At 61.9% G+C, this 17,937-nt stretch carries 19 protein-coding genes; 7 read left to right on the forward strand and 12 right to left on the reverse strand.

The genetic code is table 11. The features are described 5' to 3' along the window. Window position 1: 1 nt before the first annotated feature. Window positions 2-364 carry a hypothetical protein gene (locus O5O53_RS01755; RefSeq protein ID WP_269508458.1) on the reverse strand — a complete coding sequence of 121 codons (363 nt, stop codon included), beginning with the start codon at window positions 362-364 and terminating at the stop codon, window positions 2-4. A gap of 52 nt (window positions 365-416) precedes the next feature. Next, a complete protein-coding gene (locus O5O53_RS01760; RefSeq protein ID WP_269508460.1) occupies window positions 417-794 on the reverse strand; it encodes a hypothetical protein in 378 nt (125 codons plus the stop codon). A 600-nt stretch (window positions 795-1,394) separates the two neighbouring features. Here O5O53_RS01760 and O5O53_RS01765 point away from each other — a divergent pair. Then, window positions 1,395-1,781 (forward strand): hypothetical protein, encoded by a 387-nt coding sequence (locus O5O53_RS01765; RefSeq protein WP_269508462.1) that lies wholly within the window; start codon window positions 1,395-1,397, stop codon window positions 1,779-1,781. 140 nt (window positions 1,782-1,921) lie between these two features. On the opposite strand, the gene O5O53_RS01770 is transcribed toward O5O53_RS01765, so the two are convergent. After that, window positions 1,922-2,068, reverse strand: a complete 147-nt coding sequence (locus O5O53_RS01770) for a hypothetical protein (protein WP_269508464.1) — start codon at window positions 2,066-2,068, stop codon at window positions 1,922-1,924. Between the two features lie 246 nt (window positions 2,069-2,314). Here O5O53_RS01770 and O5O53_RS01775 point away from each other — a divergent pair, with 246 nt between their 5' ends. Continuing rightward, window positions 2,315-4,750, forward strand: coding sequence for a DUF262 domain-containing protein (locus O5O53_RS01775; RefSeq protein WP_269508466.1), 2,436 nt, complete (start codon window positions 2,315-2,317; stop codon window positions 4,748-4,750). A 136-nt stretch (window positions 4,751-4,886) separates the two neighbouring features. After that, entirely contained in the window at window positions 4,887-5,489 is a 603-nt protein-coding gene (locus tag O5O53_RS01780) for a hypothetical protein (RefSeq protein ID WP_269508468.1), read from the forward strand. A gap of 10 nt (window positions 5,490-5,499) precedes the next feature. Here O5O53_RS01780 and O5O53_RS01785 read toward each other — a convergent pair whose 3' ends face one another. Further along, window positions 5,500-6,267, reverse strand: a complete 768-nt coding sequence (locus tag O5O53_RS01785) for a class I SAM-dependent methyltransferase (RefSeq protein ID WP_269508470.1) — start codon at window positions 6,265-6,267, stop codon at window positions 5,500-5,502. Between the two features lie 748 nt (window positions 6,268-7,015). Further along, a complete protein-coding gene (locus O5O53_RS01790; protein ID WP_038609488.1) occupies window positions 7,016-7,324 on the reverse strand; it encodes a hypothetical protein in 309 nt (102 codons plus the stop codon). Window positions 7,325-7,826: 502 nt separating this feature from the next. Between O5O53_RS01790 and O5O53_RS01795 the strand changes: the two genes are divergently transcribed. Continuing rightward, entirely contained in the window at window positions 7,827-7,982 is a 156-nt protein-coding gene (locus O5O53_RS01795) for a hypothetical protein (protein ID WP_269508472.1), read from the forward strand. Here the strand turns inward: O5O53_RS01795 and O5O53_RS01800 are convergent, their stop codons facing one another. Together O5O53_RS01800 and arsB are read right to left on the reverse strand one after the other, a co-directional pair. After that, window positions 7,983-8,387 (reverse strand): arsenate-mycothiol transferase ArsC, encoded by a 405-nt coding sequence (locus O5O53_RS01800; protein ID WP_269508474.1) that lies wholly within the window; start codon window positions 8,385-8,387, stop codon window positions 7,983-7,985. It lies immediately after the preceding gene. Beyond that, entirely contained in the window at window positions 8,384-9,472 is a 1,089-nt protein-coding gene (gene arsB, locus O5O53_RS01805) for an ACR3 family arsenite efflux transporter (protein WP_269508476.1), read from the reverse strand. Before arsB ends, O5O53_RS01800 begins: the two co-directional genes overlap by 4 nt. Before the next feature lie 82 nt (window positions 9,473-9,554). Between arsB and O5O53_RS01810 the strand changes: the two genes are divergently transcribed. Further along, on the forward strand, window positions 9,555-9,902 hold the full coding sequence (locus O5O53_RS01810; RefSeq protein WP_269508478.1) for an ArsR/SmtB family transcription factor: 348 nt from the start codon (window positions 9,555-9,557) through the stop codon (window positions 9,900-9,902). A gap of 61 nt (window positions 9,903-9,963) precedes the next feature. Here the strand turns inward: O5O53_RS01810 and O5O53_RS01815 are convergent, their stop codons facing one another. The 3 genes from O5O53_RS01815 to O5O53_RS01825 are packed head-to-tail and all read right to left on the reverse strand — an operon-like array spanning window position 9,964 to window position 12,875. Continuing rightward, window positions 9,964-10,656 (reverse strand): potassium channel family protein, encoded by a 693-nt coding sequence (locus tag O5O53_RS01815; RefSeq protein ID WP_269508480.1) that lies wholly within the window; start codon window positions 10,654-10,656, stop codon window positions 9,964-9,966. After that, the gene (locus O5O53_RS01820; protein ID WP_269508482.1) at window positions 10,649-12,025 is read right to left on the reverse strand and encodes a TrkH family potassium uptake protein; all 1,377 of its coding nucleotides are present in this window, start codon (window positions 12,023-12,025) and stop codon (window positions 10,649-10,651) included. The genes O5O53_RS01815 and O5O53_RS01820 overlap by 8 nt, the downstream gene beginning before the upstream one ends. A 10-nt stretch (window positions 12,026-12,035) precedes the next feature. Beyond that, the gene (locus O5O53_RS01825) at window positions 12,036-12,875 is read right to left on the reverse strand and encodes a glycosyltransferase (protein ID WP_269508484.1); all 840 of its coding nucleotides are present in this window, start codon (window positions 12,873-12,875) and stop codon (window positions 12,036-12,038) included. 36 nt (window positions 12,876-12,911) lie between these two features. Here O5O53_RS01825 and O5O53_RS01830 point away from each other — a divergent pair, with 36 nt between their 5' ends. Then, entirely contained in the window at window positions 12,912-13,856 is a 945-nt protein-coding gene (locus O5O53_RS01830) for a 1,4-dihydroxy-2-naphthoate polyprenyltransferase (RefSeq protein ID WP_269508486.1), read from the forward strand. Window positions 13,857-13,920: 64 nt separating this feature from the next. Continuing rightward, window positions 13,921-14,823 (forward strand): AEC family transporter, encoded by a 903-nt coding sequence (locus O5O53_RS01835; RefSeq protein ID WP_269508488.1) that lies wholly within the window; start codon window positions 13,921-13,923, stop codon window positions 14,821-14,823. Window positions 14,824-14,941: 118 nt separating this feature from the next. Here the strand turns inward: O5O53_RS01835 and O5O53_RS01840 are convergent, their stop codons facing one another. After that, entirely contained in the window at window positions 14,942-16,183 is a 1,242-nt protein-coding gene (locus O5O53_RS01840; RefSeq protein ID WP_269508490.1) for an MFS transporter, read from the reverse strand. Continuing rightward, a complete protein-coding gene (locus tag O5O53_RS01845) occupies window positions 16,180-17,832 on the reverse strand; it encodes an ABC-F family ATP-binding cassette domain-containing protein (RefSeq protein WP_269508492.1) in 1,653 nt (550 codons plus the stop codon). The genes O5O53_RS01840 and O5O53_RS01845 overlap by 4 nt, the downstream gene beginning before the upstream one ends. Window positions 17,833-17,937 lie beyond the last annotated feature (105 nt).

The following is a 17,937-nucleotide window of genomic DNA, read 5'->3' on the forward strand; positions in this document are numbered from 1 at the left end:
CTCATTCAATCTTTGGCTTAACTGGCGGGAACCCCCAGCTAACGTACAATGCAACGCCTTTACCTTGGACCATCGCGCCCGTAATCTTGGCAGCAAAATCAATGAAGAAGCCGATTCCAAGGAGCGCTACTCCACCCGACAGCGCTGTTCCAATGGGCCCTCCCATCATTGATGAAACGGCTACAGTCGCAGCTGCCAGAGCTTCTGGACTTGTCTCTGCAGCTGTAACGAGCGCCGCGAAGGCTCCAGTCTTGAGAGCTTCGTGAGAGATGTAGAAGCGCTTGCCCTCCTCTTCCGCATAGAAGCTAATTTGTGGGGTAGAAGGCTCGTAGTCCCCTGCAAGAATTGCCCGAAAACCATCCACTTGCTTGGCGGAGAAATTGAAGTCGTTTTGAAGCTGCTCGTCCTCCTTTTCCTTACCCCGCCGCCAACTCCGACGCCCGCTGGTACGACACCCCGAGTACCTGACCCATCTCGCGGAGCGTGAACCCCTCGTCCTTCAACTTGCGCGCCAGCGCCGACCTCGCCGCCGCAGCCTCATCCGATGCGGCTTTCGCCTTCACACCGAGGTCGTCGGCACGCTTACGCAACGACTCAACCTCAGCAGGCAGGATAGGCACGACCTCGATCTCAAACTCGCCCGGCTGCATCCCAGACTGAAACGCGATCGCCTCCGCGACCTCGCCCTCCGCACGGTCGAGCCTCCGGGTCTGCGAAACCACCCCCAGTTCGTCGCATTCCAGCACCCAAGCGCCGCTCGGCCCACGCTCTGCAGTCACCGTGAACGCCTTCATCGCCACCACCCTTTTCCTAACTCGTTCTTAAATTGGTCAAAGAACTTCCGCGCCGCAAGATCATCAATCTCGTTATGTCTGCCCAGCGTCCGAGTCGTGTCTCCAACCCGGCATGCGTCATGGCGAGTTAGGCATATCTCCTCAAATTCGAGTCCGCGTCTGCGCGCTTCAGCTCGCAACTTCCTAATTACTGCATAACGCTTCATAGTTCAACCTCCCCCATCGCATATCTGTCAACCGTAGATTGACACTCCGACATTCGCCCTTCACTTCTTTAGACGAAATGAACCCGCCGCCGGTTCCATGGATCTTTTGCCTATCGACGCCCTCCGGCCTTCTCCCCCGCCGCCAACTCCGTCGCCCGCCGGTACGACACCCCGAGCGCCTTCCCCATCTCGCGGAGCGTGGAACCTCCGTCCTTCATTTTGCGAGCCAGCGCAGTAGGCCGCTTACTGCTCTAGTCTCGGGGAAGAAGATAAACCGCCGGATGGAGAAGCAATGGACCAGGAGACAACCCGCACGGGACAGCCAGGCGATCCGCAGAGCAACATATTCAGCCGTATTCCGGAACCGCTACCTCCCCACGGTGCTCAGCTGGACTTGACCACACGACCTCTCCAGCCCGCTGAGGCAACGCCCGTCGCCGAACCGCAAGCACCCTCGCCTTCCGGCCCGACCCCCGAAGAGCTCCTCACCGCCGCGCAAACTCCGCAGCACACCCCTGCGCCGGTGCCCTCATCCTGGAGCACCCCAGCTTCGACGGAACCCGCACCCCCGCCGGTCAAGCGCCCGAAGGCCGCCAAGGTGTTCAAGTGGTCCGCGGGCCTCGGTGTGCTGTGCTTCTTCCTGTTCGGTTTGTGCATCGAGACCTTCGACCCGGACGCCGAGTCCTTCATCGCGGGAGTATTCGCATTCGGCTTCTTCTTCGGAGGCCTCACCGCTGCGATTTCGGGAGTAATGGCGCTGTTTAACTTGTTCCGGAAGTGACGGAATGTCCACAAATCAACCAGACCCTTGTACATGTCGGATATGTAGTTACACTGGGACACGACATGACTGGTGATCATGTCGGCCAAACGGCTAGGCCCCCGCGCCGCTTTAATCGTCAGCGCGAGGGTTTGGCGAGACTAGCTATCTGGCCAATTGAACAGCTCGTGGACCATGTCCTCGAGCAGCCTGGCCAGTAGCCCGCCTAAGGCTCGGACCGCGATCTCGACCATCGCGTTCCGAGCCTTGCGCTTTTCCGGTTGGTTACCGGACTCGTGCGTAGGCATCCATCTCACCCCCTTCCCACGGTCGGAGTGAACCCTTCTCAAAGAGCGCACTCGTCCCGCCTAGTGACGGAGACGAACGCGCCACTAGGAAGGGGTGCCCATTTCGGACACATTTGCGAATATAACAACCATCCCCGACATGCCGGCCGGGCCGTCGACTAGCTTGGATTACTGAAAGGCGATCTTCGAACCGACCACGATGATTGCCCCTGGTACAAACCGCCTACGCAGGAAGTTGAGCCACCGATGAAGGGCACCACCAATCCAATTTTGAATGCGTTCGATGGCAACCATAAGACGCTTTTCATCCCTGTTTACCAGCGCAATTACGACTGGCAGATTAAACAGTGCGAGCGCTTGTTTCAGGATCTCGAAGACATCATCATCGAGAAGCGCCCAAAACATTTCTTCGGCGCGGTAGTGGGCAAGCCCGAATCGTGGCAGTGGGTTGTCATTGATGGGCAGCAGCGTCTCACAACGGTGAGCCTGCTTATGCTCGCACTGGCGAAGTCGCTTGATGAGGGCACCATCTCCTCAGAAGACGATGAGCTAGCCCGGAAAATCGAATACGACTACCTCCGCATCGGCGCTTACAAAGAAGAAACGAAGTTCAAACTGAAGCCGGTCAAGGACGACGACAAGGCGTATCGACGCCTTTTCGGACCGGAAAAGAACTTCATTCCCGGTTCCAACATCACGGCGAACTACAAATATTTCCGAGAGCGCCTCGCCAACACTCCATTCACTGCGGACCAAATGTGGGAAGCTATCCGCAGCCTCGAGGTCATGCACCTCGACCTCGAAGATTTCGACGACGCTCAACGAATCTTCGAGTCGTTGAACTCAACAGGACTCGAGCTCAAAGAGTCAGACAAGATCCGAAATTTCGTGCTCATGGGGCAGGACTCGGCTACCCAGACCCGCTTGTACGAAAACCGTTGGAACCCCATCGAAGAGAACAGCGGATTCGGCACGGACGCTTTCATCCGCTGGTATTTGACAACTAAGACTTCCTCTACTCCGAGGGAGCAGGACGTTTACGATGCTTTCAAAACCTACGTCTCCAAGAAAAACTTGGAGACAAGTGAGGTGCTCGACGATCTTTACGAGTACTCGACGTACTACCGCAAGCTGAAGAACGCGCAAACCGGAAACGACAAGGTCGACCGATTGCTTCAGCGCATGAATCCGATTCGTGGTGCTGTCACGTTCCCGTTCCTGCTTCCACTCCTTCGGGAAGTGGAAAATGGAGCCACGACGTACGATGACTTCTACAGCGTGCTCAAGATTATCGAGTCGTTTGTCACGCGCCGCTTTGTCGCTGGCATTGCCACTAACTCCCTGAACAAGATTTTCGCGACCGCATTCTCCGAAATTTCGAAACTGCGGACCGACAATCAGCCTTATTCCGAGATTTTTGCTTATACGCTTCTTCGGCGCTCCGGTTCCGGTCGATTCCCCAGCGACACTGAATTCAAGGAAGCGTTCGCGACCAAAAACATGTACTCGCTCCGAGCATCTTGGCGCGACTACATCTTCGATGTGCTGGAGAACGGGGAATCCAAGGACGTCCGAGACATTTCCCGCGCACTGCAGGACGGAGACATCTCCATCGAGCACATCATGCCGCAAACGCTGACTCCTGCCTGGAAGGAAGCGTTGGGTCCGGATGCGGAAGAAATCCACGAGACCTGGCTGAACCGCATTGGAAACCTCACCGTGACCGGGTACAACTCGTCCTATTCCAATGCTTCTTTCGAACGGAAGAAGTCAATGGAAGATGGCTTCGATGCCACGCCGTACCGTCTGAACGACATGGTGAAGTCGACTGAGACATGGGGCGTCGAGCAAATGCGGGACCGAACGGAGGCGTTCACAGACGCGGCTCTCCAGTACTGGAAATCCCCCACGACTGACTTCGAGCCTCCAGCCGCAGTGCTGCCAACAGAGCCCATGGGCGATGAAGCAAGCTTCACCAACCGCGATATCGCCTCGTTCCAAATCGGAGACTTCCATCAGACCGTGGAAAGCTGGGCTCACATGGTGCAGGTGCTGCTCACTCACCTCGTGCGTGAGCACAGGACTAGCATTCAAGATTTCGCAGAGGCGAACGGCCAGATCAAGGTGATCAACCCGACGGATGACACTCCTTCGGAATGGCGCCGGTTCGATGACAGCTTGATCGTGTTCACCGCCACGAGCACAAACGCGAAGATGACTCTCCTTCGTGCGCTCTTCGAGCACATTGGACTCGATTCCAACGAGCTTGTGTTTACTCTTCGCCCAACCAAGAACGGCAAAGCGGGCAACAGCCAGGCAGAAACCACTCCCGCGCCGACCCCTGAAAACAAGTTTTCACCGATGACGAAATACCTCGACGAATTCGCAGAGGCTGAGTCTCTAAGGAGTGATGCGGATTCGACAGCAGAACTCCGGGATCAGTTTGCTGCCGATTTCGAACCATTCAAGCATCCCGACGCAGCGACGGTTCTGAAGAATGCTCCCCTCCCCGAATATCTCGCTACTCACAAGCCGGAAGACGCTTCAAGCGAAGAGGTGCTTGCGGTGATAACGCAGATTCTCACCGTCTCTACCTTGATGGGGCACGACTTTCTTCACGGCCTCATCGTCGACGGAACTCTCGGACGGTGGGTGCTGCAGCTGGAGAACGCCGAGAGCTAACTGTCACCGAACCCCCGCAACAACACCGCATACTAGACACTCTGTTCGATTCTGAGATTTGCATATCGGGACGCTAAGTAACGTCTCAGCATGTACGTATTCGATACCGCCGGAAGACGGCAGAGAGGACCGCGAAATGATTGAGCGTGAGTATGTAGAAAAGGTCATGCGTACCTGGAATCCCCACATCCCGGACCACGACATTGATTCGACCTACAGGTACATGCAGTCGGACTTTCAGCGGCGCGTCGAGGGGTCGCTGAAATCCAAGATGGAAGAGTACGAGGCCGCGGGGATCCCTCCCGGACCTCTGGTTGAACAGCTCGAGGGCGCATTCATTGAGAAGGCAGTGCTCGACGAGGTCATCCAGTACCACCTCGGCGAGTACCTAGAGGAGATCGAGAAGCGCCGCCGGGGTCTGGACCGGGACTACTACGCACACCTCTGGACTATCCAGGATCCGGATGGGTGGAAGAAGACGCCGTGGGAAATCGACATCAATCCGGAGCTTTTCGCCGCCGTGCGGCAGACGTTCCCTGAGGAAGAATCCCCATTCCACGTCTTCACAGCGGCCCGCATCGAGCGAGAGATGTACGCGAGTGAAGACATGCCAGAGGTCGACGTTGCGTTCCTCAAGGAGATCCACCAAGCTGTCGCGGACTGGGAGGCAGCGGGATCGCCATTGGAGAAACTCTCGTTTTCCCATCTGACGGTGGATCCACCGAAGGCCCGTCGATAGGCAAAGGCCCCTAAGGCTTCGTCGCGGTGATAGCGAATTGGAGCGGCAGGCGCTCGGGGTTGTCGCGGAGGATGAATCCGCGGGAGTCTTCCACCATGAGCTCGGGCCAGGGGCACCACGCGGAGTAGGGGGTTTCTTCGAGGGCGGAGATGGTCAGGCCGGCGTCGATGAGCGCGGTGACAATCTCGCCGAGTGAGTGGTTCCACTGGTGGTTGCGCGGGCTAGACAGCTTCGGCGCGCCCGGGGTGGTGACGTAGCTGTCCTCGTCCTCCCAGGTCAGCGGGTCGGGCATTTCGAAATACGGCTGCTCGATGCGCAGGCCCTGAGAGACGTCCTCGCCGATGGTCATGAACATGGGGTGGTCGTCGCGGATGAAAAAGGTGCCGCCTGGGGCAAGTAGCTTTGCGACGACTTCCGCCCATCCCCGCACCTGCGGCAGCCAGCACAGCACGCCGGCGGAGGTGTAGACGAGGTCGAATTCGCCGTCGACAGCTTCGCGGGCGTCGTAGACGTTGCTCTGGATGAACTCGACATCCGCGTCGGCCTGGGCAGCGAAGCCGCGGGCGTAGTTGAGGGACTCGGCGGACAGATCCACGCCGACAACTCGGGACGCCCCGCGGCGGGCAAACCCGATGGTGTCGGTGCCCACGTGGCACTGCAGGTGGCACACGGACTTCCCAGTGAGGTCGCCGAAGCGGTCAATATCCACCGCGAGGACGCTGCTGATGGCAGTTTTGTCCGCGATCAGCTCGTCTTTGCCGCCGTAGTTGCCGAACATGTGGGCGTGGGCACGGGAATCCCAGTTAGCTTGTGTTGCGTGGTCGCATCTAGTAACACCGTGGTGAGTATCGAGTAACGCGATGGTGAGCATCCAGTAACAGTCCGGAACAGGGTACTGGTGACGCGCCCCGTCAGTGCGCCGACGTTGTCAGAGGCACTGCAACGTGCAAAATGCCCGTGAACTCTCGCAGCACAAAACATCACCCTCTGCGCATAGGGTCGTGGTGTGGTTGTTCACATGAGCCCAGCTGGGCGCGGTCAATACTCAGCCGCTACCAGGCCCCTCCTTTTGGCCCGGGCCGGCGGTTCCGCTGTACGTGCTGCTTCGCTAGCTCGTAGCTCAACACGTCGAATCGGCTGAGCGGACAGCTAGGAGAACCCATGGCATACGTTCAAGGCGCACTGGCCCGGCTGTTACTCGATACCCACCCGAGCGTTACCCGAAACCCACCACACCGTTACTAAATACGTGGTCTAAACAAGCTTGGTTGTCATCGAACCAGGACGCGGTCTCGCGCTGCGGTGCGTTGGTCTGCTCATCGCTCATGTTGGCCGAGTTTAAGTGTCACGGGCTTCGGTTTTCGGACCGGCAGGCCGCGGTTTGCAGAAGTTGACGGTCCTCGGAATTTTCGGCTCTAAAACCCCAGGTCAGATTTGGCTCGTTAACTTTTACGAACCGGTGCCGGTTTGCGGCGGGAACCGAAGGTCCGTCGACAAGCAAAAGGCCCGGTGGCAGGCGCCCGAGGTTAGGCGCCGCGGGCTTCGTCAATGAGGCGAAGGAGCTTGCTCACTGGAATTGAGGCTTCGGCCCCAGCCCGATCATCCACTCCGGCTTCGATGAACCGCCGGAGCACATCGTTGGTAGAAACTCCCTCGGCTGCGGCCATTCCCCGCGCGGTGCGGAGAACCCGATTAGGCATGGTGACAGTAAACGCAACGCTAGCTTCGGGGTCTGCGACATTGCCCAGGTCTCCTGGTTGAGCATCTTCCATGAGATCGGAGGTGTCGGTGTTGTCGTAATAGGAACGTAGTTTTTCCGACTGCTGCTCGTTCATCGTTGCTCCTTCCTCCGGAATTGCCTGATTTCTTGGACCGCGGACACTTAGTCGGCATTTTTATCACCCGCTGGCGAGACTAGCTTGCGCGAGAGTAGAAACCTACCCATTTAGCTGTCTAAAATGCGTAATTATCTTCCCCATCCTAAAAACTAAGAACGGAGGTGCCATGAGAAAGTCTCTGACCCCAGTTCGGAGAACTGTGGAGGAATTGGATGAAGAACTCGCCAGTTTGAAAGCCCAAATGGCACCTCTCACCGTCGAGCACCTTCGTCGCTTACGGGATGCTGGTGCGATTGAGTATGCGGAAGAGCGACTCTTAGAGCGGTACGAGGCCTGTATGTGGCTCCGATACGGAGTGGCGTGACTTCGGGCGGTCACCATTCTGGAAGAAAGCGGGTACAGGGTCGAAGGACCAGAATAAGGACTGCTACCGAACGTCCCCCGGATAGCCAACCGCTCGCAAAGCACAATCGTGTAATTCGTGCCACAATGCGGTGGTGTGAGGCACGAGAAGCTACGCTCCCGCAAACCGTCCACGAATCCGAAGTACGCAACCTCCCCCTCCACCACCCACTACCGCGACACCTCGCCGGCGCGCATGCAGGCGTCCAGGTTCCGCAACAAGCAGCGCATCCCAGTGACCCCCGCCTGGTAGTTACTGCTCCAACATCTCGGCGATAAGCGCCTGCACGCGCTGGTCAATGTCGTCGCGCACTAGGCGCATCCGCTCCATGCCCTCGATGCCGCGGGTCGATGGCTCATCGGTGAGCCAGCGCTCAAACGTGCGGCCCTCCGGCATGTCTAGCTGCGCGTCCGCACCCAGCACCACCACGCGGTCCGCAAGGAGCATCTGCCTATCGACGCCCTTCGGCACCCCACCCGACATATCCGCACCCACCTCAGCGATCGCCGCAACTGACTCCTGGTTCAGTGTCGTGCCGGGGTTGGTGCCGGCGGAGCGGATGTCCAACCTGTCGCCGGCGTGCTTCTCGGCGAGTGCCGCGGCCATCTGGGACTTGCCGCCGTTGCCGACGCAGATGAACACAACGCTGGGTTTCATGTCAGGCTCCTTGAGTGAGGAAGGGTGGAATCTCCCGGGAACAGTTTCGGTCCGATGGCGCGCATGAAGTACACCAGGCCGACGAGCACCGGGATCTCAATGAGCGGGCCAATCGTACCCGCCAACGCCTGCGCCGAGGTGGCGCCGAACGTGCCGATCGCCACCGCAATAGCCAGCTCGAAATTGTTGCCCGCGGCGGTAAACGCCACCGTGGCGGACTGGGCGTAGTCCATCCCCGACAGCTTGGCGGTAGCAAGCGCAATGGCGAACATGCCTACGAAGTAGCACAGCAACGGCAGCGCCACCGTGGCCACGGTCCAAGGCTGCGAGGTGATCTGCTCGCCCTGCAGCGAAAACAGCAGCACAATCGTGTACAAAAGGCCCACCAGCGCCAGCGGGGAAATCTTGGGCAGGAAGGTGTTCTCGTACCAGTCGCGGCCCTTGGTGCGCTCGCCAATGATGCGTGAGAGCAACCCGGCAAGCAGCGGGATGCCCAAAAACACCAGCACGGAGGACACGATTGCCCAGAAGGAGAACTCGACTGAGGTGGTCTCCAGGCCCAGCCAGGACGGAAGGATCTGCAGGTAGAACCACCCCAGCACGCCGAACATGAGCACCTGGAACACGGAGTTGATGGCCACCAGCACGGCGGTGGCCTCTCTGTCCGCGCACGCCAGGTCCGACCACACCAGCACCATGGCGATGCAGCGCGCCAACCCGACGATGATCAAACCGGTGCGCAGCTCCGGCTCGTTTGGTAAGAAGATCCAGGCCAGGGCGAACATGAACGCGGGCCCGACAACCCAGTTGAGCACGATGGACACGACCATCAAGCGCTTGTCGGTGGCGATCTCGCGTGTCTTGTCATAGCGCACCTTCGCCAGCGGCGGGTACATCATCACCAGCAGGCCCAACGCGATGGGCAGCGAGATCCCGCCGACCTCCATGCGCTCCAGGGCGCCCGATAGCCCCGGCACCGCTCGCCCCAGGAAAAGGCCCGTCGCCATGGCGAGCATGATCCACACCGGCAGGAACCGGTCCAAAAATGATAGGCGCTCTACTGGCTGAGAGGTTGGGTCATGCATCTGAAATCCTTACCTATTGACGACAATCAATACGAACACTAAGTGGTGTATTTATCACTGTCAATATGAGAAGGTAGGGGGCATGAAAGATTACGTTGCCACGGCAGCACACACCGGCCCCGAATGCTGCTCGCTGGGCTCCGGCTTGCTTTCCGCAAACGACGCAGCGCGTTACGCGGCCCTGTTCAAAGTGTTAGCCGACCCCGGCCGGCTGCAACTCCTCTCCAGGCTCGCCGAAGAAGGCTGCGAGCCGATGAGCGTGAGCGAGCTCACGCAACGCTCTGGGCTAAGCCAACCGACAGTCTCCCATCACCTCAAAAAGCTGACCGAGGCTGGTCTCTTAGAAAAGAGCCGCCAGGGCAGGTCGGTTATACACCGGCTGCGCCCGGAGCTATTCGCGGAGCTTCGCGCCGTGCTGCAGATGGACTGAGACTAACCAGCTGAGACAGAACTACTCCCAGCCGAACCGATCCATAACCTGCCGAACTCGCCTACTGCTGGGACAAACGCTCCAAGTCGTCCGGCGCGCCCGCCATCACAATCAAGTCCGACGGAGAAAACTCCTGGCCCGGCACAAACGGCTGCCACTCGCCGTTGCCGTTGCGCACGGAGACCACCTGCACGCGGTACTTCTCCCACAGCGGGGCGGCGTTGCACGGCCCGCTGAGCAGGACACGCGGCGGGACCGTCTTGATCACGCCGTAGTTTTCCGCCAGCTCCGCAAAGTCCTGGAAGCGCCCACCTAAAAGGTGCGCGACGCGGCGGCCGGTGTCGAACTCGGGGCGCACCACGTGGTGCACGCCGAGGCGCTGCAGGATGCGGGCGTGGGACTCGGAATCGGCCTTCGCCCAAATGTCGGGCACGCCGAGATCCACCAGGTTCGAGGCGGTCAAAATGGACGCCTCCAGCGCGGAGCCGATACCGATCACGGCGCGGCGGACGTCTTCTAGCCCGAGCTGCCGTAGTGCCTCGAGGTCGGTGGTGTCGGCGACGATGGCGTCTGTAAGCATCGGCGCATGCTCGCGCACTGACCGCTCGTCCGAGTCGATGCCCAGCACCTCCACGCCGTAGCGAGTCAGCTCGTGCGCCATGGCGCCGCCGAAACGGCCCAGGCCGATGACTATGACCGGAGGGATGTTGATGCGCTGCCGTGTGTGCGCACGGGCAGAAGGGAACTTAGCCAATGAAGGGCCTTTCTGTGGGGTAGTCGAACCTGCGGGAGACGTTGCGCAGCGCAAGCGCCGCCACGAGGGTGAACGGGCCGATGCGGCCGAGGTACATCAGCAGGCACAGCGCCAGCTGGGAGGGGGTGGACAAATCCGCGGTGATGCCGGTGGAAAGCCCGGTGGTGGCAAACGCGGAGATGACCTCAAAGTTGACCTGGTCGGCGGTGAACTGGGGGTCGCAGATGCGCAAGACGGCCACGCCCAAGGTCACCGCCCCGAGGCCGGCCGCAGCCACCGTCATAGCCTGGCGCACCACACCCTTGGGCAGGCTGCGGTGGCCGACAGTGGTGGAGGCGCGGCCGCGGAACTCTGCCGTCATCGCCGCCAGCAGCACCGTCGCGGTGGTGAGCTTGATGCCGCCGGCGGTGCCTGCGGAACCGCCGCCGATGAACATGTAGATGTCCGTGACCATCAGCGTGATCGGATGCGCATTGGCGTAATCGATGGAGTTGAACCCGGCCGTGCGCGGAGTCACCCCGGAAAAGAACGCGTTGAGCCACTTCACGCCCAGCGGCATCCCGGACAAAAAGCCGCGCCACTCCAGCATCGCCACCAGCAACGTGGCACTGACCACCAAAAACGCGGTGCCTTTCAGCGTCATGCGGGTGGTGATGGAAAGGCGCCGGGAGCTCACCGGAGTGCCCTTCAACCGCCCGCGCACCCGCTCGCGGCCGCGGCGCACCAGCTCTGCAAGCACCGGGTATCCCAACCCGCCGATCATCAACGCGCCCGCCAGCGGGATGAGGATCCAGCCGTCGTGGTTGTAGGAGATCAGGCTGTCGGGGCGCAGGCCGAAGCCGGCGTTGTTGAACCCGGAGATGGCGTGGAACACGCCCTCGTACGCGGCGCGGCCCAGCGGCATGTCGTAGGTGGTGGCAAAACGCACGCACAGGATCACTGCCACGAGCGCCTCAAAGAAGAAGGTCAGCAGCAGCGTGGCCAGAAGCGTGCGCTTTACCCCGCCCTCCAGCATGGGCCGGCCTTCCGCGGCCGTGGAGTTCCGAGCCCGCAACTTCACGCGCCCAGTGAGCAACATGCCGGTCAAGGAGGTGATGCTCATGATGCCCAGGCCGCCCATCTGGATCAACGCCAGCACGACCAGCTGCCCGAAGATGCTCCAGTGGCTGCCGGGGTCCTCTGTGACCAGGCCGGTCAGCGTGGTTGCGGAGGTCGCGGTGAACAGCGCGCTCATCGGCGCGGTTGAGGTGCCGTCAGCAGAGGCCACCGGCAGGGTCAACAGCGCCGTGCCGCTTAAAATCAGCGCCAAAAAGCCCAGCGCAGTCAGCTGCGCGGGCCCGAACCACCTCGGAGAGGTCGTGTTACTCACTGACCAAACGCTACTCCGCAGCGCGCAGCTTGGCTACGTCTTCTTCCGTATACGTCGCCGCAATCTGCGCGTCGTTGCCACCGGAAAGGTTCACGCGCGACAGGCGCACGCGCTGCGAGCCCGGCACCAGCGGAAAGTTCGCGGAGCGCTCCGCCACCAGCTGCACCGGAAACCCGGCGCGCAGGGCGCAGTGATTCAGCCACACATCGTCGGCGCGCGGGGCGAGATCCAAAAACTCCGTGCCGCGCTGCGCCACAAACTGCACCATCTCCCGCGGGTAGCGCACCCCGTCGACCCCGGTGGCAAAGTTCAGCACCGACGGCCCGGGCGTTTTGACCGGCTTCCACCGCCTGTAGGGCGCAATACCTTCCTCGTCCAAGACCACGCGGTGGGCGCGGTAGGCGGTGATGGTGGTATCCGAAGGAGCGTGGATAAGCTTCTGCGCAAACGTACGCGGGTACAGCACATCGTCGTCCACCGTGATCACGTTGCGGTCCGGGTAGCGCTGGAACGTGCCGTAATACTTCGTGTGCGGGCCTAAACCGCCGGAAGACTCGTGCACCTGCAGGCCGCGGTCCGCCAGCCCCTGCAACGCCTCCGGCCAGCGGGCGTGGAAATCCACCGGATCCAGCCACAGATGCACCGGCAAGCGCACGTTGCCCACAAGCAGCGACGCAATCGCGGCCGCCGCGGACTTCAAACGGGTGCCGTGGGTGGTCAAAGATATGACGGTGTCGCCGTCCTGCGGAAACGACGCATCCGAGTGGGACGCGGCGTTGAGCAGCAGCGGCAGACGCACAAATGCGCCGGTCGCCACAAACCCCTGGCGCACGGCGTAGTCAATCCACATGGCGCATTACCCTAGCCCACCGCGGGGCAAGGGTGCATGATGGAGACCATGAACTCTTCCGCCACCATCCGCGACTGGTGGGAGGCCGCGCGCCCCCACACTTGGCCCAACGCAATCGCCCCCGTCATCGCCGGCACCGGCTGCGCCGCACTGTACCTCCAAGCCCACCCGGGCCGCGCCGTCCTCGCCCTCTTGGTGGCGCTGGCGCTAATCGTCGGCGTGAACTACGCCAACGACTACTCCGACGGCGTGCGCGGGACCGACGACGACCGCACCGGACCGACCCGCCTGACCGGCTCCGGCCTCGCCACCCCAGAACAGGTGAAGATGGCGGCGTTCATCGCGTTCGGCGTAGCCGCCGTGTTCGGCGTGGTGCTCTCCGCCATGGCGGGTGCGCTGTGGCTCGTGCTCGTGGGCGCGCTGTGCATCGCGGCGGCGTGGTTCTACACCGGCGGCGACAGCCCCTACGGCTACTCCGGCTTCGGCGAGCTTTCCGTATTCATCTTCTTCGGCCTGGTGGCGGTGATGGGCACGGAATACACCCAGTCCGGGATAGTCACCTGGGAGGGCTTCCTGTGCGCGTTGGCCATCGGCGCGATCTCCGCGTCGGTGAACCTGGCCAACAACATCCGCGACATCCCCACCGACGCCGCGGCCGGCAAGCGGACGCTCGCGGTACGGCTTGGCAGCGAACGATCCCGCACCCTCTTTACCGTTCTCACCATCTTCCCGTTCTTCATCTCAGTGGTGCTGGCCATGACCACGGTGGCTTCCCTGGCCGCACTGGTGGCCCTGCCGCTGGCGGTGGCGTCCGTGATGAAGGTGCGCGGCGGCGCCTCCGGCACAGACCTCATCCCGGTGCTGGGCATGAACGGCAAGACAATGCTCGCATGGTCGATTGTGACCGCGGTGGCGTTTGCATGGTTCGGCTGGGACTTCTGGGTCGGCAGTGCGACCGGGGCTGTGCCCTACACCAACTAGACCAAACGGTCGTGCCCTAGGGGACCAGCACGTGCATAGAGGCCACCGCCTAGACTCCTGACTTATGCTCGACGTCCTCACCGGTTTTGCCATCATCTTCACCGTCATCGCGGCGGGGTGGTGGCTGGCCCACAAGGGCGTCATCGGGCCGGGCGAGCAGCGCCTGCAGCTCAACCGCATCGCGTTTCACGTCGCCACCCCGTCGCTGATCTTCTCCTCGGTGGCGGTGTCCGACACCGACGCCTTCTTCTCCCCCGTCATCCTCGTCATCGCCATCGCCACGGTGGCGACAATGTTGATCTACTGGGCCATAAGCGCCACCTCTTTCCGCCAAGACGCCGCGGAGACCATGGCGGGGGCGGCGTCTGCCAGCTACTACAACTCCGTCAACATCGGCCTGCCCATCGCCACCTACGTGCTTGGCGACCCGACCTATGTCGTGCCCGCCCTCGTGCTGCAGATGGCGGTGCTGTCCCCCATCGTCATCGCCGGGTTGGACCGCGGGGCCAAGGGCGTGGGCAAATCCGTCGTCGCGGGCCTGACCGCGCCGGTGGTCGTGGCGGCGTTCGCCGGCTTCGGTGTGTCCGCCGCCTCGTGGACGGTGCCGGAGCCGGTGCTCGCGCCGCTGAAAATCCTCGGCGGCGCGTCCATCCCGCTGATCCTGATGAGCTTCGGCGCGTCCCTGACCGGCGAAAAGGTGCTGCGCAGCCACCGCGCGCCCACGCTGACCGCCACGGCGCTGAAGCTGGTGGGGATGCCGGCCGTGGCGTGGGTCGTCGCAAAGCTTCTGCACTTGAGTGCGGAAGAGATGTACGCCGCGCTGATTCTGTGCGCGCTGCCCACCGCCCAGAACGTGTACAACTACGCCGCCACGTACCGCTCCGGCGAAGTGATCTGCCGCGACACCGTGTTCCTGACCACCTTCCTGGCCCTGCCGGCCATGCTGCTGATCGCCGGTGTCTTCTAACTGTACTGACCTCAAACGTTGGTCAATCGTGAAAACCCAGTGCAACCAGCCGTCGAGCTCGCCACGGTAGCAAAGCGGTGGAGAGGCGTGAGGATGATGTTGGCGTGTCTTAGGTCTCTCATGCTTCGGCCAGCGTCTTCTGTGGCATCTTGAGTTGACCCAGGGCTAGGAGCAGTGCTGCCGTGGCCAGTGGCACCAGGCCGGCGGTGATGAACAGAGTTCTGGAGTCGATGAAGCGGCTGAAGAGTCCGGTGAGGGCGATGGACAGAGGCATGAAGGCGATGGAAATGAAGAAGTCGAGGCTGGCGACCCTGCCGAGCATCTCCAAGGGGACGTGCTCTTGGAGCACTGTTCCCCAGATGACCATCCCGATCCCGATCAGCGCCCCGTAGAACGCGAGTCCTGCACCGATGGCCCACGGATTGCTGGTGAGCGCCGGGATGGACAAGGGCAGACATCCGAGCGCCCAGACGCCGACCATTGCGGGCAGGAAGCGTTCCGGTGTGCGCCACGACCCCGCCAGCAGGGAGCCCACCAACCCGCCCGCGCCGAGGGCAGCCAGGACGGCCCCGTAGAGGGCCGGTCCATTGTCATGCGAGGAGCGCATAAGAGCGGGTAGGAGGACTTCGAGTGGTCCGGTCACGACCAGTCCCATGACGGCCGCGAACAGGACACTGGAGCGGACCCAGCGTGTGCGGGAAACGTAGCGGAAGCCATCGAGCAGGTCGGTGATTGGTGAGTCGGCCGCAGCGTCGGCATCGGCCTCCGTTTCGGCGCGGGTGGGGGTGGGAAGCCGCAGGGCTGCGAGCAGACCAAGTCCGCTTGCTGCTGCGATGAGGTACCCGCCAGCGGCGGGCATGCTTGCGCCGATGACCGCTCCGACGACGGCGGGCGCAAGTGCCTGTCCGACCAAGGGACGGGTGGCGCCTTCGAGGCCGTTGACGGCCATGAGGTCGTCGCTATCCACCAGGACTGGCACCAGTGCCGTGTAGGCGGGGAAGAAGAAAGCGGTTGAAGCGCCATTGATGAACGCGGAGACCGCGAGCATCCAGAAGGTGACAAAGTCGAGGATTGCTGCTGTGGACGTCGCGGTCGCGATGGCGAGGTTCAGGGCGAGCACACCCACGATGACGGACTTGTTGGGGATCCGGTCGGCAATTACGCCAGCTGGGAGGGATCCCGCAAGCAGGCCGATGCCGCTCCAGGCCACGACACCCGACAGGGTGGCGGGCGTGGCGCCCAGGTCGAGGGTCTGCATGGTCAGGTAGAGGGCCCAGACGCCCTGGGCGAAGATGGTCAGCACCATCGCTGCGAACAACTGGCGGTACGTGGGGATGGTCAAGGGGTGAAGCGGGTTCATGGCATGTCCTTCAAGTCAAGGTTCAGGTGGGGCCAGTCGGTAAAGTCGTGGAGCATCTGCCGGTCATGGGTGGCGACGATCACCGCGCAGGAGGCCTGTTGGAGCTCGGTGGTGATGTCGTCGACGAGGCTCGATGACAGATGATTGGTGGGTTCGTCCAGGAGCAGCAGGTCTGGGTCCTGTGCCAGACATATGGCCAGGTGGAGTCGGCGTTGCTGTCCTTGCGACAGGCGCCCCACGGGCGTGTTGGTTGCAGAGGCCTCGAGCAGCCCGAGCGAGCCGAGAGTAGGCGCCTGAGATCGGCGGCCCAGCTTTGTTAGGTACGCCTCGTAGACCTCGTGTGCGGAGCTGGAGTGATCCCAGTCGGAGACCTCTTGAGACAGCAGAGCGATGCGCGCTGTAGGGTTCACTCGCACATGTCCCGTGGTGGGGGCCAGACGCTGTGCAAGAACTGCCAACAAGGTGGACTTTCCCGCGCCGTTTGGTCCGGTGACCACCAACCGGTCACCGCCGTTCACGTCAACCGACACCGGAGTGTCCAACCGGTCCTTCACAGCAACTTCGGTGGCGTTCACGATGCTCTGTCCGGCACGAGTTGTCAAGGCGGGCCACGCTAGACGCAGTGGCGGTGCCGGCACGTCGATCTCATGACGTTCCAGGTCTTCTATACGTCGGTTGAAGGCTTGAACCACTCCAGCAGCGCGTGTGGCGCGTTGGTGCTTGCCTGTGCCCTTGTCAGGTCTCCATCCCCCCTGAGACAGGCGGGAGCGTGCCTCGGCTGCAGCGCGTGTCAGTTCCTTGTGCCGGGCGACCTGGGCGGCGTGGTCCTGTTCCCACACGAGGCGTTCTCGTCGGCGACCTTCAATCCAGCCTTGGTAGCCACCCGAGTAGGTTCGCGGCACGGCATCTCGGGTCGGGTCGAGATCCAGGAAGGTGGTCGCCACATCACGCAGCAGGGCGCGGTCGTGACTGACCAGAGCCAGACCACCGGGGTGATCACGCAGTCGTTCGGTTAGGAAGGACAGTCCTGCAGCGTCGAGGTGGTTCGTGGGCTCGTCCAGCAGGAGCAGGTCAGGGGTCGATCCAAGTGCGACGGCAAGCCGGACCCGGTACCGTTGCCCGACCGACAAGGTCGACAGTTTGCGGGCGCGGTCGCTGCAAGCGTCAAGGCCTGCAAGTGCGATGTCCACGCGCCTTTCTGCATCCCAGGCATCCAATAGCGTGGCGGTCTCGAGCGCTGCGGAATAGGCATCGGCCGCGTCGTTTCCTGCGGCGAGTGCTGCGCTCGCCACGTCGAGTGCCTCAAGTGCAGCCCTGGAGGGAGCTGTCGCTTCGGCGATGAGATCGCCGACGGTGCGGTTGCCCTCAGTGGGCATGTCCTGCTTGACCAGGACGAGGGAACCCATCTGGGTCACTACTCCCAAGTCAGGGGTCAGGAGCCCCGCCAAGATATGGAGCAAGGTGGTCTTACCACGGCCGTTGTCGCCGACGATCGCCAGGCGTGAGCCGGCGGAGACGGTGACATCCAGCCCGTTCAGGAGGTGCCTGTCTCCCAAGGTGATGTGGATTGATTCGGCACGGATGTGTGCGACTGGCCCGCGGGGCGTTCCATTCCACACACATGACCGCAAGGTTGGTGTGATTGGCATTTCGTACTCTCAGCTCGTCATGGAGCCGGGCAGCACTAAATGACCGCCCGGCAGATGGCCAGGACGGCAGACGAGAGATCAGAAGGGGTCCCGCCGCCGTCAGCG

This window comes from Corynebacterium faecium (assembly GCF_027257105.1).
Classification (GTDB): Bacteria; Actinomycetota; Actinomycetes; order Mycobacteriales; family Mycobacteriaceae; genus Corynebacterium; species Corynebacterium lehmanniae.

Coding starts and splice junctions, on each gene's coding strand:
- O5O53_RS01760 (WP_269508460.1), bottom strand. CDS start 794: ATGAAGGCGTTCACGGTGACTGCAGAGCGTGGGCCGAGCGGCGCTTGG.
- O5O53_RS01770 (WP_269508464.1), bottom strand. CDS start 2,068: ATGCCTACGCACGAGTCCGGTAACCAACCGGAAAAGCGCAAGGCTCGG.
- O5O53_RS01775 (WP_269508466.1), top strand. CDS start 2,315: ATGAAGGGCACCACCAATCCAATTTTGAATGCGTTCGATGGCAACCAT.
- O5O53_RS01780 (WP_269508468.1), top strand. CDS start 4,887: ATGATTGAGCGTGAGTATGTAGAAAAGGTCATGCGTACCTGGAATCCC.
- O5O53_RS01785 (WP_269508470.1), bottom strand. CDS start 6,267: ATGTTCGGCAACTACGGCGGCAAAGACGAGCTGATCGCGGACAAAACT.
- O5O53_RS01790 (WP_038609488.1), bottom strand. CDS start 7,324: ATGAACGAGCAGCAGTCGGAAAAACTACGTTCCTATTACGACAACACC.
- O5O53_RS01800 (WP_269508474.1), bottom strand. CDS start 8,387: ATGAAACCCAGCGTTGTGTTCATCTGCGTCGGCAACGGCGGCAAGTCC.
- arsB (WP_269508476.1), bottom strand. CDS start 9,472: ATGCATGACCCAACCTCTCAGCCAGTAGAGCGCCTATCATTTTTGGAC.
- O5O53_RS01810 (WP_269508478.1), top strand. CDS start 9,555: ATGAAAGATTACGTTGCCACGGCAGCACACACCGGCCCCGAATGCTGC.
- O5O53_RS01825 (WP_269508484.1), bottom strand. CDS start 12,875: ATGTGGATTGACTACGCCGTGCGCCAGGGGTTTGTGGCGACCGGCGCA.
- O5O53_RS01830 (WP_269508486.1), top strand. CDS start 12,912: ATGATGGAGACCATGAACTCTTCCGCCACCATCCGCGACTGGTGGGAG.
- O5O53_RS01835 (WP_269508488.1), top strand. CDS start 13,921: ATGCTCGACGTCCTCACCGGTTTTGCCATCATCTTCACCGTCATCGCG.
- O5O53_RS01840 (WP_269508490.1), bottom strand. CDS start 16,183: ATGAACCCGCTTCACCCCTTGACCATCCCCACGTACCGCCAGTTGTTC.
- O5O53_RS01845 (WP_269508492.1), bottom strand. CDS start 17,832: ATGCCAATCACACCAACCTTGCGGTCATGTGTGTGGAATGGAACGCCC.